The 13,908-nt window shown below is 64.2% G+C and carries 11 protein-coding genes and 2 riboswitches; of the genes, 9 read left to right on the forward strand and 2 right to left on the reverse strand.

The annotated features are described in order from the left end of the window. Positions 1 to 39 precede the first annotated feature (39 nt). Positions 40 to 804: a PEP-CTERM sorting domain-containing protein gene (locus ACR42D_RS13740; protein WP_484567356.1), complete on the reverse strand. Its 765-nt coding sequence runs from the start codon at positions 802 to 804 to the stop codon at positions 40 to 42. A 366-nt stretch (positions 805 to 1,170) separates the two neighbouring features. Between ACR42D_RS13740 and tpx the strand changes: the two genes are divergently transcribed. Further along, the gene (gene tpx / locus ACR42D_RS13745; protein WP_484567357.1) at positions 1,171 to 1,689 is read left to right on the forward strand and encodes a thiol peroxidase; all 519 of its coding nucleotides are present in this window, start codon (positions 1,171 to 1,173) and stop codon (positions 1,687 to 1,689) included. Positions 1,690 to 1,967: 278 nt separating this feature from the next. Continuing rightward, on the forward strand, positions 1,968 to 3,044 hold the full coding sequence (locus ACR42D_RS13750) for an FmdE family protein (RefSeq protein WP_484567358.1): 1,077 nt from the start codon (positions 1,968 to 1,970) through the stop codon (positions 3,042 to 3,044). A gap of 135 nt (positions 3,045 to 3,179) precedes the next feature. Here the strand turns inward: ACR42D_RS13750 and ACR42D_RS13755 are convergent, their stop codons facing one another. Further along, complete coding sequence (locus ACR42D_RS13755; protein ID WP_484567359.1) at positions 3,180 to 3,620, reverse strand: flavodoxin; 441 nt, start codon at positions 3,618 to 3,620, stop codon at positions 3,180 to 3,182. Between the two features lie 320 nt (positions 3,621 to 3,940). Beyond that, a riboswitch (cobalamin riboswitch) is annotated at positions 3,941 to 4,132 on the forward strand. Positions 4,133 to 4,214: 82 nt separating this feature from the next. On the opposite strand from ACR42D_RS13755, the gene metE reads away from it, so the two are divergent. From metE to ACR42D_RS13790, 7 genes are all read left to right on the forward strand, one after another. Then, entirely contained in the window at positions 4,215 to 6,485 is a 2,271-nt protein-coding gene (metE, locus tag ACR42D_RS13760; protein WP_484567360.1) for a 5-methyltetrahydropteroyltriglutamate--homocysteine S-methyltransferase, read from the forward strand. A gap of 59 nt (positions 6,486 to 6,544) precedes the next feature. Further along, positions 6,545 to 7,417: a methylenetetrahydrofolate reductase gene (locus tag ACR42D_RS13765; protein WP_484567361.1), complete on the forward strand. Its 873-nt coding sequence runs from the start codon at positions 6,545 to 6,547 to the stop codon at positions 7,415 to 7,417. Positions 7,418 to 7,482: 65 nt separating this feature from the next. Beyond that, positions 7,483 to 7,657: riboswitch (cobalamin riboswitch) on the forward strand. 168 nt (positions 7,658 to 7,825) lie between these two features. Next, positions 7,826 to 9,916: a ribonucleoside triphosphate reductase gene (locus ACR42D_RS13770; protein ID WP_484567362.1), complete on the forward strand. Its 2,091-nt coding sequence runs from the start codon at positions 7,826 to 7,828 to the stop codon at positions 9,914 to 9,916. Between the two features lie 17 nt (positions 9,917 to 9,933). Continuing rightward, positions 9,934 to 10,158 (forward strand): hypothetical protein, encoded by a 225-nt coding sequence (locus tag ACR42D_RS13775; protein WP_484567363.1) that lies wholly within the window; start codon positions 9,934 to 9,936, stop codon positions 10,156 to 10,158. A 215-nt stretch (positions 10,159 to 10,373) separates the two neighbouring features. Next, positions 10,374 to 11,975, forward strand: coding sequence for an ABC transporter substrate-binding protein (locus ACR42D_RS13780; protein WP_484567364.1), 1,602 nt, complete (start codon positions 10,374 to 10,376; stop codon positions 11,973 to 11,975). Between the two features lie 55 nt (positions 11,976 to 12,030). Continuing rightward, a complete protein-coding gene (locus ACR42D_RS13785) occupies positions 12,031 to 13,026 on the forward strand; it encodes an ABC transporter permease (protein WP_484567365.1) in 996 nt (331 codons plus the stop codon). Continuing rightward, positions 13,023 to 13,907: an ABC transporter permease gene (locus ACR42D_RS13790; RefSeq protein WP_484567366.1), complete on the forward strand. Its 885-nt coding sequence runs from the start codon at positions 13,023 to 13,025 to the stop codon at positions 13,905 to 13,907. Before ACR42D_RS13785 ends, ACR42D_RS13790 begins: the two co-directional genes overlap by 4 nt. The last annotated feature ends 1 nt before the right edge of the window (position 13,908 follow it).

Below are 13,908 nucleotides of genomic sequence, written 5' to 3' on the forward strand. Positions count from 1 at the left end.
CGCAGACTGCCCGGCCATCCATTACGATAATAACATGGATCAGAGGGAACGCTTCCTCTTGCGGCCATAGAGCAGCAGGCCCAGACCGCCGAAACCGAGCAGCAGGAAGGTGGAGGGTTCGGGAGCGGGAACCCGGGCTTCGCCGAAGAGCACGTCGTTGCCGCAGGTCATGGCGAATCCGTAGGTGAACGCCCGGAGACCCGTAAAATCGAGGTTGATGTCGGACCAGTTGGTCTCACCCAGACTGTTTTCCGCGATCCAGTAGTCCCAGCCGTCGTAGCCGACGCCCGACAGAACCTCATCCAGGTCGACCCAGGCCCGGACCGGGTGGTCGTGCCTGCCCTCGGTCCCCCAAGGCCAGAAGGACTCCTGGTAGCCGGTCATATTGCCGTGTTCATAGGACAGATCCACGGCAAACAAGCCATAACCGAACTCTTCCCTGGAGATGGACCCATCCCGGTAAACCCGCAGCGTATGGTGCAGGACATAGTCCCAAGACCCGTCCTGGTTGGTGTCGAAAAACCAGTCGCCGGGCACGAGATGCCGGCCGGTGCTCGTGTAGTTCAATTGAATCCCGGAAAGAGTGTGGCCGTCGAAGATGAAATTCCCGCCGACCAGATCCGGTGCCCCGATGACATCCCGGTTGTTCTGCTGGGTCCAACGACCGTCAACCCAATCCCGGTTGTCGTTCCCGTAGCCTTCCCAGTAGTTCACATTGTCCGCGAAAGACACCGAATACGCCAGAGCGTACGGTGCCTGGAGCAGGCAGATAGCGAACAGTATAAATGCAATAAAGCGTCTCATGGTGTCTCCCACGTTGAATTCCCCGTTTTGTTTTATCGGAATTAAGCACAAAACATGCCAGACATGTAGAACACGGGTTTTGACGCCTTGAATGTGTGAAAAATGTCATCTTGCCCGACACTTTGTCGGGCTCCCTTACATTATGTGCCGGTTTGGGAATGGCAGCATAGATATTGCCCATTGAATGCGGCTGAACCGTGGACCTTCTCAATGACTGGCAAGGGCAACGCGTCCCGGCCTCCATCCCCCCGGCCGCGCAAGCCAGCCGAAAAGAACGAGAATAATTATTGGTTGCGCCTTTACACGCCATTGTGGATACTTATTTGAATGAGAATGACCAACCCACTTTCGTGAAAGGAGCATATCATGGGTGAAAGAACCGGAATCATCACGTTTCAAGGAAATCCGCTGACCCTTATCGGCCCTGAGATCAAAGTCGGCGACGCCGCTCCCGACTTCACCGTGACCACCAACGACCTGGCCCCCGCCACCCTGGCCGACTATTCCGGCAAGGTGCTGGTCATCGCCTCGGTGCCCTCCCTGGACACCCCCGTGTGCGACATGGAGACGCGCCGCTTCAACACCGAGGCAACGGCGCTGGGCGACGACGTGAAAATCCTGACCGTCAGCATGGACCTCCCCTTTGCCCAGGCCCGCTGGTGCGGCGCGGCCGGAATCGAAGCCGTGCAGACCCTGTCCGACCACGCCCAGGCCTCCTTCGGCGAGAACTGGGGCGCCCTGATCAAGGAACTGCGCCTGCTGACCCGTGCGGTCTTCGTGGTGGGCAAGGACGGCAAGATCGCCTACGTCCAGTACCTGAAGGAAATCACCGAGGAGCCCGATTACGAGGCCGCCCTCAAGGTGGTCCGCGAACTGATCGGATAATCCAGCACCCGCGCACATCGCGATTTCGGCCCGGAAGGTCTTCCTTCCGGGCTTTTTCATGCCCTGCGCACCGCCCCGCCTTGAGACGCAGCCTCCTGCCGGAGAACTTGGCGATCCCCCTCCGGCACCGTCCATCCGGCCCACTCTTAAAATGTCCGGTAAAACCGGACACCTTCAACCGGAGCGCTTGTACTTTCTCCGGCTTTTTATTGCTACGAATTTCATAAAATTATACAGGAACGACATACCAACACTTAAACATTATGGTGTAATGCAGTATGAAAAAGAACACTCTTCTCGCTCAAACGGTCCTCCTCCTGTTCCTCCTGACGGCTTCCACCGGTTTTGCCGCCGGATTCGGCCCGAAAATGACGCCGCGCATGAACGCTGCCGACATGGCCCTGAAGACAGCCATGAAAACCCTGGCCGTGAGCCCGGACACGCCGGGCTTCATGGTCCTGACCAATGCGGGCTACGGCCAGGCCGACGCGGCATCCACCGAGGCCTACCTGGACGTGGTCGCCCGGGCCACGGGCAGGACGCCGGGCACCCGAACCCTTCTTCTGGTCAACACGCCGTGCACGGAACCGCTCTGGTTCTCGGTCTTCCGCAAAGACAACCAGGCGGCCGTGTTCATCAAGCTCTCCCCTGGCGGATTCGAGAGCCAGACCATCGACCTGGCCCCGGCTTCCCTGTTCCGGCCCGAGGGCTGGGACGCCGCGCGCAAGGGGCTGGTCGGCAGCCGTCTGTTCTCCGTGGCCTCCATCTCCCTGTCCTGGGCAGAGGACGCCCCATGGCCCATGCTCAAGGGCGCCGAGCTGCACGACCACTTCTGCCCCGGCCTGAACGCCGGGTTCATGGCCAAGGCGTATCTCGATGAAAACCTGCCGCTGGGACCGGGCGACGCCTACGTCTTTGTGGGCGCGCCGCCCATCTGTGCCATGGACGCCCTGCAATCCGCCTACGGCGCGACCATAGGCAAGCACGGGGCGTATTCCGTGCAAACGGCCGGGGCCGCCGAAAAGCGAGCCCGGGACGGTGTGGCCCCGACGCTCATCGCCATGCGCGTGAACAAGAAAAAGGACACCTGCGAAGGCGTGTTCATCGGCTTTGACTGGGCCAAGTCCGAGTCCTTCACCGGCGTGACCAACGCGGACCGCGCCCCGTCCGGCAGCAAGAGCAACCCGCTGTTCTTCATCTCCCGCGTGAAAATGTCCTGGAAGCTGGCCAAGATGAATATGAAGGACAAGCTGACCTGCATCAAGGACCTCGGCCGGTTCACCGGCCCCGCCTCTCTGGCCGAAAAGGTCTCCGGCGCTGGCGCCGATCCCTACGCCCTGGCCATGTCCCACTGACGCACGGGTAAAAACGACACCTCGGATCGGGCCTGCCCCCGCATCCCGATCTCCCTAAAAAAGGCTTGGGAAGGCAACTTCCCAAGCCTTTGCCGTTTCCGGCGAGTTCATTCCGGAGAGGAACCCGGCGCGGACCTAGAGCCCGGGCAGGATGGTTCCGGCCCAGGCCGTGACGTCACCCATGTCGGGGTCCCCGTCTATCTTCAGGGGATCGCCGACCAGGACAGCGCCCAGGTCCTCGGCCTTCTCCTCGATGGCGTCCACCGCGCCGCAAAAGTATTCGTAGGACGAGTCGCCGCAACCGAAGACCGCGACCTTCTTGCCTTTGAGCCCGGCCTTGTCCAGGTTGTCGAAGACCGGCACGAAATCGTCCTGGAGCTCGATGGAGTCGTCGCCCCAGGTGGAAGACCCGAGCAGCACGGCGTCGAAGCCGTCGGCCATGTCCTCCACGGCCACGTCGGCCGCGTTCCTGGTCTCCACCGTGCGGCCGTTCTTTTCCATGAATTTCGCGATGGCGTCCGCCACGCTCTCGGTGTTGCCGGTGGTCGAACCGTAGACGATCAATACCTTGCCCATGGTGTTTTCCTCACAGTGTTGAAGTTGTGTCGTGCGCACGGGCCCTGGGCGGGCCCGGTACAGCGTGCGGACAAGGAGGAAATCATGTTCAACTCCGTTTTTGGCGGTTACGCTGGACATCCGTAGCTGCTATTGCCGCATGTCGCCTTGTTTGATTGAATATGAAAATCATTTTCATGAAACTTAGGAGGCTGTCCATTATTTGTCAACCACTCCATTTTCCAAGTTCACCTTCCTGCTTTTACGCCCGCTCCCACGGCAGGAAGATCAACCGGACCTGCGTTGCCCACGTGCATTTTCAGCCGCTCCGAACAAATGCTTGCCATTTGGGGGACGGTATAATATCAATACATCTTGATATAAGGATACGGCAAGAAACGGAAAGCGGTGAAAAGCCGCTGCGGACGGGCCGCTGTAACCGGCAGACACCCGTTGAGGACCACCGGATTCGGGAAGGGAATCAACATGACGGGGCCGGAAGCCAGAAGACGTCTTGCCGTGACGCGATGAATTCGCGACCACGCCCGGCCAAAGCGACGACAGGCGTCGCGGGGTGGGCGAGGACTGTTTTTCACCCGTAACCATGGAGCAGACATGCACGCGCACGTTTTGGGATTCCCCCGCATGGGGATCGACCGGGAACTGAAATGGGCCCTGGAAAAGTATTGGCGAGGCGAGATCGCCGAGGCCGATCTGAACGCCACGGCCGAGGAACTGCAAAAACGGCACTGGACCGTCCAGGCCGAGGCCGGGCTGGACCTCGTCCCGGTGGGCGACTTCTCCCTGTACGACCACGTCCTCGACATGGCGGCCATGCTCGGCGCGGTCCCGCCCCGCTTCGGCTGGAACGGCGGCGAACTGCCTCTCGAGACCTATTTCCACATGGCCCGTGGCGACGCGGAAAACGGCGTCCCGGCCATGGAGATGACCAAGTGGTTCGACACCAACTACCACTACATCGTCCCGGAACTGGCCCCGGACACGACCTTCGCCAAGACCGGCAGCCGGTTGCTCCAGGCGGTGGAGTCGGCCCGGTCCATGGACCTTTCGCCCAAACCGGTCCTGGTCGGCCCGCTGACCTTCCTGCTGCTGGCCAAGGAGGTTTCCGGCTGCGACCGCTGGGCGCACCTGGACTCCCTGGTGGACGCCTACTGCGCGGTCATCCGCGAACTGGACGGGCTGTGCGCCTGGATCCAGCTGGACGAACCCGTCCTGTGCACGGACCTTTCCGACAAGGCCAGGGCGGCCTTTGCCACTGCCTACGCGCGCATCCGCGAAGCGGCGATCAGCTCGCGCCTGCTCCTGGCCACCTATTTCGGCGCCTTGGGCGACAACCTGGACACGACCCTGGCCCTGCCCGTTGACGGCCTGCACGCGGACCTGGTCCGCGCGCCGGGCCAGCTGCCGGAGCTGCTGGGCAAGCTGCCCCCGAACATGACCCTGTCTCTGGGGCTGGTGGACGGCCGGAACATCTGGAAGACCGAACTGGAGACCGCCCTGCGCAAGGTCAATGCGGCCCGCCAGCAGGTCAAACCGGAGCGGCTGATGATCGGATCGAGCTGCTCCCTGCTTCACTGCCCGGTGGACGCCGCGGCCGAAACCGGCCTCGATCCTGAAATAAGGCGCTGGATGGCCTTCGCCGTCCAGAAGTGCGCCGAGATAGCGGCCCTGAAACAAGCGGCCCAAGGCAAGGGCGCGCCCGAACTGTTCAAGGACAACAAGGACGCCCTGCTGGCCCGTGGGGCCCACCGGGACGTGGCGGACAAGGCGATCCGCGAACGGGTACTGGCAATCACACCCGAGATGTACGACCGCGCCTCGCCCCTGGCCGTGCGCGCCGAGGCGCAGCGCGAGCGGCTGAACCTTCCCCTGTTCCCGACCACGACCATCGGCTCCTACCCGCAGACCGCCGAAATCCGCCGCACCCGGCTGCGCTTCCGCAAGGGCGAAATCTCGGAGGCGGAGTACGTGAAGGCCATGCGGGCCGAAATCGCCGAGGTGGTCGCCCGGCAGGAGACGCTGGGGCTGGACGTGCTGGTCCACGGCGAGCCCGAGCGCAACGACATGGTCGAGTACTTCGGCCAGCAGCTCAAGGGATTCTGCTTCACCCGGAACGGCTGGGTGCAGAGCTACGGCAGCCGCTGCGTCAAGCCGCCGGTCATCTACGGCGACGTGTCCCGCCCGACGCCCATGACCGTGGACTGGGCCGTATACGCCCAGTCCCTGACCGACAAGCCCATGAAGGGCATGCTCACCGGCCCGGTGACCATTTTGTGCTGGAGCTTCGTGCGCAACGACATGGGACGCGACGAGGTCTGCCGCCAGATCGCCCTGGCCATGCGCGACGAGGTCCTGGACCTGGAGGCGGCGGGCATCAAGGCCATCCAGATCGACGAGGCCGCCCTGCGCGAGGGCATGCCCATCCGCAGGGCCGAGCAGGCCGACTACCTGCGCTGGGCCGTGGACTGCTTCCGGCTGACGGCCGGGGGCGTCCGGGACGAGACCCAGATCCACTCGCACATGTGCTACAGCGAATTCAACGCCATCCTCTCGGCCATCGCCAGGATGGACGCCGACGTAATCAGCATCGAGGCCAGCCGCAGCAAGATGGAGTTGCTCGACGCCTTCGACGCCGACGAATACCCGGCGGACATAGGCCCGGGCGTGTACGACATCCACAGCCCGCGCGTGCCGTCAGCGGACGAAATCCACTCCCTGCTGCAAAAGGCCCTGGCGGTCGTCCCGGCCCGCAGGCTCTGGGTCAACCCGGACTGCGGGCTGAAGACCCGCGCCTGGCCCGAGACCCTGGCCTCGCTGGACAACATGGTCCGGGCCGCCCGCAGGCTGCGCGAGGAACAACGCTAACCACCACTCCAGACCGGGCGGGAAGAAGGCTTCCCGCCCGCCCCTCACAAGGATACCCCATGAAGATCATCGACCGCATCAAGGACAAATCCCCCTTCCTCTCCCTCGAATTCTTCCCGCCCAAGGAGCGGGAGCAGTGGCCCCGCTTCTTCGGCCAGGTGGAACGGCTGGCCGAACTCGACCCCGTCTTCGCCTCCGTGACCTACGGGGCCGGAGGGTCGTTCCGTGACAACACGCTGGACATCGCCGCCGAGATGCACAAACGGTTCGGGTTGACGGTCATGTCCCACCTGACCTGCGTGGGGGCCGAAAAGCGGTCCATTGCCGAGTACGTCAACCGGCTCCGGGACGCAGGCATCCACGACGTCCTGGCCCTGCGCGGCGACATGCCGGGCAACGAGGAGGATACCTGGAAGGACTTCCGGCACGCCTCGGACCTGGTGGAGTTCGTCAAGGCGGACTGGCCCGAGATGGGCGTGGCCACGGCCTGCTACCCGGACGCCCACCCCGAGTCCCCGTCCATCGACGACGACCTGCGCTGGACCTGCCACAAATTCAACGCGGGCTCGGACTTCGCCGTGACCCAGCTATTCTTCGACGTGCGCCGCTACCGCGACCTGGTCCGCCGATTGGAGTCACGAGGCGTGACCGATCCCGTGCTGCCGGGCATCCTCCCGGTCCTGAGCATGGCGTCCTTAAACCGCATCCTGTCCCTGTGTGGGGCGAATATCCCGCTCAAGCTCTACCTGGAGCTCCAGGAGGCCGACAGGCAAGGCGGCGACGAGGCGGTACGGCGCAAGGGAATCGAGATCGCGCGACGCCAGGTGCGCGAGCTGCTGGACCTCGGCGCGCCCGGTATCCATTTGTATTCCCTGAACAATGCCGATGTCTGCCTGGACATCCTGTCCGAGGTGCCGGAACTGGGCAGCTGACCCGGCAGAGCCGGTTGGGTGAATTCGGCCCTTGCGCTTCACCCCGCCTTTGGCTACTCTCGAGAAGTTCTAGATGTCCTTCAGGTGGCCCCAGGGCCATAACAGGGAATCCGGTGCGAAGCCGGAGCGGTCCCGCCGCTGTAATCCCCTTGAAGGTCCGGCCCACATGCCACTGCCGCGAGGCGGGAAGGCGGGCCGGACGGGGAGAGCCAGAAGACCTACCTGAAGCGTTTCCTGCCGGATGCGGATCGCGGAACCCGCATGCGGACAAGAATGAAGCCCACCCGATAACCGTCGCCGGGTTCGCGGTTCCGCCGCGACACCGTACATCGGCGACAGCGCAGGCAGTTTCACCGCGGCCGCACTTTGACCGTGCGCCGTCCTCCGCGTTGCCTGCAAGAGACTTACATGCCCAGCAAAATCCTCAAACGAGACGGTTGCATCGAAACCTGGTCCACCAAGCGGATCGGCACCGCCATCTTCAAGGCCCTCAAGGGCAGCGGCATCAAGGACCCGCTGCTGGCCGACCGGCTGGCCGGCAAGGTGGCCAAGAAACTCAAGGACGTGGACATCCCCGAACAGGAGCAGGTCCAGGATATGGTCCAGGAAGTCCTCATGGAGGCCCGCCTGTACAAGGTGGCCGAGCGGTACATCATCTACCGCGAAAAAAGGCGCGAGCTGCGCTCCCAGGACGAGGCGTTCCTGGACATCGCCAAGGTCACGGACGGCTACCTGAACAACGTGGACTGGCGGGTCAACGAGAACTCGAACATGACCCATTCCTTCCAAGGGCTGATCCTGCACATGGCCGGTTCGGTCCAGGCCCGGTACATGCTCGAGAAGTACCCCGAGGAGGTCCGCCTGGCCCACACCCACGGCTACTTCCACATCCACGACCTGTCCTTCGGCCTGGCGGGATACTGCTCCGGCTGGTCCCTGCGCGACCTGCTGCTCGAAGGATTCAACCTGCGCGACCGCTGCTCGTCCACCCCGGCCAAGCACTTTGACGCGGCCTGCGGCCAGATGGTCAACTTTCTCGGCACCCTGCAGAACGAATGGGCAGGCGCCCAGGCCTTCAACAACGTGGACACCTACCTGGCCCCGTTCATCCGCAACGACGGGCTGAGCTACCACGACGTCAAGCAGCAGATCCAGAAGCTGCTGCACAACCTCAACGCCACCTCGCGCTGGGGCGGGCAGTCGCCGTTCACCAACTTCACCCTGGACTTCGTGCCGCCCGCGCACATCGCCAAGGAGGCGGTCATCATCGGCGGTGAGCTTCAGGACTCCACCTACGGCGAGTACGCCGAGGAAATGGCCATGTTCAACCGGGCCTTCCTGGAGGTCATGCTCGAAGGCGACGCGGACGGGCGCATCTTCTCCTTCCCCATCCCCACGTACAACGTGACCAAGGACTTCCCCTGGGAATCCGAGGAAGGCAAGCTGCTGCTCAAGATGACCGCCAAGTACGGCGCGCCCTACTTCCAGAACTTCATCAACTCGGACCTCAACCCCGAGGACGTGCGCTCCATGTGCTGCCGTCTGCAGATGGACCTGCGCGAGATCCGCAAAAAGACCGGCGGCCTGTTCGGCGCGGGGGACCTGACCGGATCCATCGGCGTGGTCACCCTGAACCTGCCCAAGCTGGCCTACCTGGCCCACAACGAAGAGGACTTCATGGACCTGGTCACCGAGTACGCCCGGCTGGCCTCGGAGTCCCTGGAGTTCAAGCGCAAGGTGGTCCAGAAGAACCTGGACGCGGGCATGTTCCCGTTCTCCCGGCGCTACCTCAAGAACGGGTTCAAGGGCCACTTCTCGACCATCGGCCTCATCGGCGGCCACGAGGCGTGCATGAACCTGCTGCACAAGGGGCTCGACACCCCGTCCGGCTCCCGGCTCATGCAGCGGGTGCTCAATCTCCTGCGCAGGCTCGTGGTCCAGTTCCAGGAGGATACCGGAAACCTGTACAACCTCGAGGCCACGCCCGGCGAAGGCACCTGCTACCGGCTGGCCAAGATCGACAAGGAGCTGTACGCGGACATTCACACCTCGGGCGACGAGACCCCGTACTACACCAACTCCACTCTGCTGCCCGTGGGCATCAGTTCGGACGTCTTCTTCGCCCTTGAGCACCAGAACGACCTGCAGACGCTGTACAACGGCGGCACGGTCTTCCACACCTTCCTGGGCGAGGCCGCCCCGGACGAGGAGAGCGTGAAGAACTTCCTGCTCAAGGCCATGAGCAAGACCAAGATCCCGTACATCTCGGTCACGCCGACCTTCTCGGTCTGCGAGGACCACGGCTACATCTACGGCGAGCACTTCAACTGCCCGACCTGCGACAAGGAGACCGAGGTCTACACCCGCGTGGTCGGCTACTACCGCCCGGTGGGCCGCTGGAACAAGGGCAAGCAGGAAGAGTACAGGGAACGCGTCGAATACTCGCAGCTGAGCTTCTGCTCGTCGGCCTGCGAACCCGCTTGCGAGCCCGCCGCCTGACCTGATACGGGAACGTGATGATACTCGACGCCAACCAGCTCGCTTCCATCCGGCAGCACAACGACGAGGAACTGCGCAGGGGCAGCCGCGCCACGCACGGCTACCCGGCGCGCACCGTGCAGGACCTCCTGCACACCGTCGAGGCCCTGAAGAAGGAAAAGAAGAAGTGGAAGAAGCTGGCCCAGGACCGGGGCAAGACCCTCAAGGCGATCAGCGACCTGGCATCGGACCAGTCCGACTGACCCCGGCCCCGGCGCGACAAGACAACCAAGGCCCGGCCTGCACCATGCAGGCCGGGCCTTTTTCATGAACTCCCCCTCCAACTCCCCCGCACAGTGCGCATCCTTGAAAGTCGAGCTATCTTTTTTCATTTTCATATGTGTCAATTGACACGTTTTTCATAATGGTGTTATTTAACGCAATCTTTTCCGAAACAAGTACTCAAAGTGAGGAGTTCATGCACGTTTTCATCCAATGCCGTGCGGGCAGGCTGGTCCTGGCCGCATTGGCAGGCCTGCTGGTCCTGTGCACCCTGGCCGCGACCCCGGTCCTGGCCAAGGATACGCTCACCCTGGCGGTCAAGGGCGAGCCGGACGACGGATACGATCCCACCCTGGGCTGGGGGCGCTACGGCAATCCCCTGTTCCAGTCCACCCTGCTCAAGCGCGACGAGAACCTGAACATCGTCAACGACCTGGCCACGGACAAGACCCTGTCCAAGGATGGGCTGACCTGGGACGTGACCATCCGCGAGGACGTCCAATTTTCCGACGGTTCGAAACTGACCGCCGAGGATGTGGCCTACACCTACAACACCGCGGCCAAGGCGGGCGGCAAGGTGGACCTGATCAACATGGACAAGGCCGAGGCCACCGGCGAATACTCCGTGCGCATCACCCTCAAGAAACGCGACACGACCTTCATCAACCGGCTGGTCAGCCTGGGCATCGTGCCCAAGGCACTGCACGGCCCCGGCTACGCGCGCAAGCCCGTGGGCTCCGGCCCGTACAGGATGGTCGAATGGAACGAGGGCCAGCAGATGATCGCGGAAGTGAACCCGCACTATTACGGGGACAAGCCCCACTTCAAGCGGCTGGTCTTCCTGTTCACCGACGAGGACACCTCCTTCGCCGCGGCCAAGGCGGGCAAGGTGGACGTGGTCGTGGTCCCGCAGGCCCTGGCCGTGCAGACCATCCCGGGCATGGTCCTCCACCCGGTCAAGAGTGTGGACAACCGGGGGCTGATGTTCCCCTGCGTGCCGAACACCGGCAAGGTCACGGACAAGGGCGCGCCCATCGGCAACAGCGTGACCGCCGACCCGGCCATCCGCAAGGCCATCGACGTGGCCGTTGACCGCGAGATGCTGGTCAAGGGCGTGCTCGAAGGGTTCGGCCGCCCGGCTTACGGCCCCTGCGACGGCCTGCCCTGGGACAATCCGGAGAACGTCTTCAGGGACGCCGACCCGGACGCCGCGCGCAAGATCCTGGCCGACGCGGGCTGGAAGGACGCGGACGGCGACGGCATCGTCGAAAAGGACGGGGTCAAGGCCGAGTTCACGGTCATCTACCCGGCCGATCGGGCCATCCGCCAGTACCTGGCCCTGGCCGTGGCCGACATGCTCAGGCCCGTGGGCATCCACGCCGTGGTCGAGGGCAAGCGCAGCTGGGACGAGATCAAACACCTCATGCACTCCGAGGTCATCGTCTTCGGCTGGGGGGCCCACGACCCCATCGAGGTCTACCAGCTCTATTCGAGCCGTCACGCGGGCGAGGGCTTTAACAACCCCGGCTACTACAAGAACGCCAAGGTTGACGAGTACCTGGACGCGGCCGTCGCGGCCGAGAGCTACGAGGCCTCCCTGCCCCTGTGGAAGAAGGCCCAATGGGACGGTACGACCGGCAGCAACAGCCGGGGCGACGCGCCCTGGGTCTGGCTGGTCAACCTGGAGCATACCTACTTCGTCAGCGAGCATCTGGACGTGGGCGTCTCCCAGGTGGAGCCCCACGGCCACGGCTGGCCCGTGACGGCCAACATCCAGAAGTGGACCTGGAAAGACTAACCAACCATCCCCCGGGGCGCGGGCTGCCCGCGCCCCGGGATCGGAACGAGCCGCAATGCACGCCATTTCACCATCTTTCTGCCTGGGCAAGCTCGGGCGTCTGGCCCTGATCCTGTCCCTGGTCTCGGTCCTGGCCTTCACCCTGGTCTCCCTGTCGCCGGTGGACCCGGTGAACGCCTACATCGGCATCGACCGCATGCAGATCAGCCAGGAGCAGGAGCGGCGCATCACCGAGCGCTGGGGGCTGGACAAGCCCGCGCCCGAGCGGTTCGTCATCTGGGCGGGCCACGTACTCAGGGGCGACCTGGGCCAATCCATGATCTTCAACGAGCCGGTGACCACGGTCATCGGCAAGCGGTTCGTCACTTCCCTGTGGCTGATGGCCTCGGCCTGGCTGCTGTCCGGCCTGCTCGGCTTCGTCCTGGGGGTCACGGCGGGCACCAACCGCAACTCCCTGGCCGACCGCGTCATCCGCGTCTACAGCTACACCCTGGCCTCCACCCCGTCCTTCTGGATGGGGCTGGTCCTGCTGGCCGTGTTCTCGGTCTCCCTGGCCTGGACGCCCATCTGCTGCGCCACCCCGCCGGGCGTGTCGCCGGATGACGCCACCCTGTGGCAGCGGCTGCACCATCTGATTCTCCCGGCGGCCACCCTGTCGGTCATCGGCGTGGCCCAGATCGCCCTGCACACCCGCGAGAAGACCATCGACGCCATGAACAGCGAGTACGCCCTGTTCGCCCTGGCCCAGGGCGAGTCGCGCGCGGGCGTGGCCTGGCGGCACGCGGTGCGCAACGTGGCCCTGCCCGCCGTGACCCTCCAGTTCGCCTCCCTGGGCGAGCTGTTCGGCGGCTCGGTCCTGGCCGAACAGGTCTTCTCCTACCCCGGGCTGGGCAAGGCCACGGTGGAGGCGGGCATACGCGGCGACGTGCCGCTGCTGCTCGGCATCACCCTGTTCAGCGCCGTGTTCGTGTTCGCGGGCAACCTCATCGCCGACATCCTGTACGGCGTACTCGACCCGCGCATCCGCGTCGGCGCGGAGGAGGCGCGATGACCACCGCCACCGCCTCCCCCACTTTGTCCCAACGGATACACCACGTGGCCGGGCGGCTGCGCCTGCTGGACGGCCGGGGCCGCGCCGCCTGGGTGCTCTGCCTGTGCCTGGCATACTTCGCCGCCCTGGCGACTGCCTCCCGGCTCATGGGCGATACCGGGCTGACCACGGATTTCCTGCACAAGAAATTGCCGCCCTGCCTGGAATACCCCTTCGGCACGGACTGGCTGGGCCGCGACATGCTTGTGCGCACGGTCAAGGGATTGACCCGCAGCCTGGGCATCGGCCTGCTGGCGGCCACGGTCAGCTCCGTGGTCTCGGCCGTGCTCGGCACCCTGTCCGCGACCATGGGCAAGCGGACCGACGCGGTGGTGACCACGCTCATCGACCTGGTCATGGCCACCCCGCACCTGGTCCTGCTCATCCTGGTCTCGTTCGCCTGCGGCGGCGGGGCCACCGGGGTGATCATCGCCGTGGCCGTGTCCCACTGGCCCCGTCTGGCGCGCATCATCCGGGCCGAAATCCTGCAGCTCAAGCAGGCGGAATACGTCATGGTCTCGCGCAGGCTCGGCCGTTCCCCCTGGTGGATTGCGCGCAAACACATGCTCCCGCACATCGTGCCCCAGTTCACCATCGGGCTGATCCTGCTCTTCCCCCACGCCATCCTGCACGCGGCCGGGCTGACCTTCCTCGGCTTCGGGCTGTCGCCGCACAACCCGTCCATCGGCATCCTGCTGTCCGAGTCCATGCGCCACATCTCGACCGGCTACTGGTGGCTGGCCATCCTGCCCGGCCTGTCCCTGCTGGTCACGGTCAAGCTCTTCGACGTGCTGGGCAACGGCCTGCGCGTCATCACCGATCCAAAAACCAGCCAGGAGTAGC

The organism is Pseudodesulfovibrio sp. lm2024, assembly GCF_051175575.1.
Lineage (GTDB): Bacteria > Desulfobacterota > Desulfovibrionia > Desulfovibrionales > Desulfovibrionaceae > Pseudodesulfovibrio > Pseudodesulfovibrio caledoniensis.

Coding starts and splice junctions, on each gene's coding strand:
- metE (WP_484567360.1), top strand. CDS start 4,215: ATGCACGCGCACGTTTTGGGATTCCCCCGCATGGGGATCGACCGGGAA.
- ACR42D_RS13765 (WP_484567361.1), top strand. CDS start 6,545: ATGAAGATCATCGACCGCATCAAGGACAAATCCCCCTTCCTCTCCCTC.
- ACR42D_RS13755 (WP_484567359.1), bottom strand. CDS start 3,620: ATGGGCAAGGTATTGATCGTCTACGGTTCGACCACCGGCAACACCGAG.
- tpx (WP_484567357.1), top strand. CDS start 1,171: ATGGGTGAAAGAACCGGAATCATCACGTTTCAAGGAAATCCGCTGACC.
- ACR42D_RS13740 (WP_484567356.1), bottom strand. CDS start 804: ATGAGACGCTTTATTGCATTTATACTGTTCGCTATCTGCCTGCTCCAG.
- ACR42D_RS13770 (WP_484567362.1), top strand. CDS start 7,826: ATGCCCAGCAAAATCCTCAAACGAGACGGTTGCATCGAAACCTGGTCC.
- ACR42D_RS13780 (WP_484567364.1), top strand. CDS start 10,374: ATGCACGTTTTCATCCAATGCCGTGCGGGCAGGCTGGTCCTGGCCGCA.
- ACR42D_RS13785 (WP_484567365.1), top strand. CDS start 12,031: ATGCACGCCATTTCACCATCTTTCTGCCTGGGCAAGCTCGGGCGTCTG.
- ACR42D_RS13775 (WP_484567363.1), top strand. CDS start 9,934: ATGATACTCGACGCCAACCAGCTCGCTTCCATCCGGCAGCACAACGAC.
- ACR42D_RS13750 (WP_484567358.1), top strand. CDS start 1,968: ATGAAAAAGAACACTCTTCTCGCTCAAACGGTCCTCCTCCTGTTCCTC.
- ACR42D_RS13790 (WP_484567366.1), top strand. CDS start 13,023: ATGACCACCGCCACCGCCTCCCCCACTTTGTCCCAACGGATACACCAC.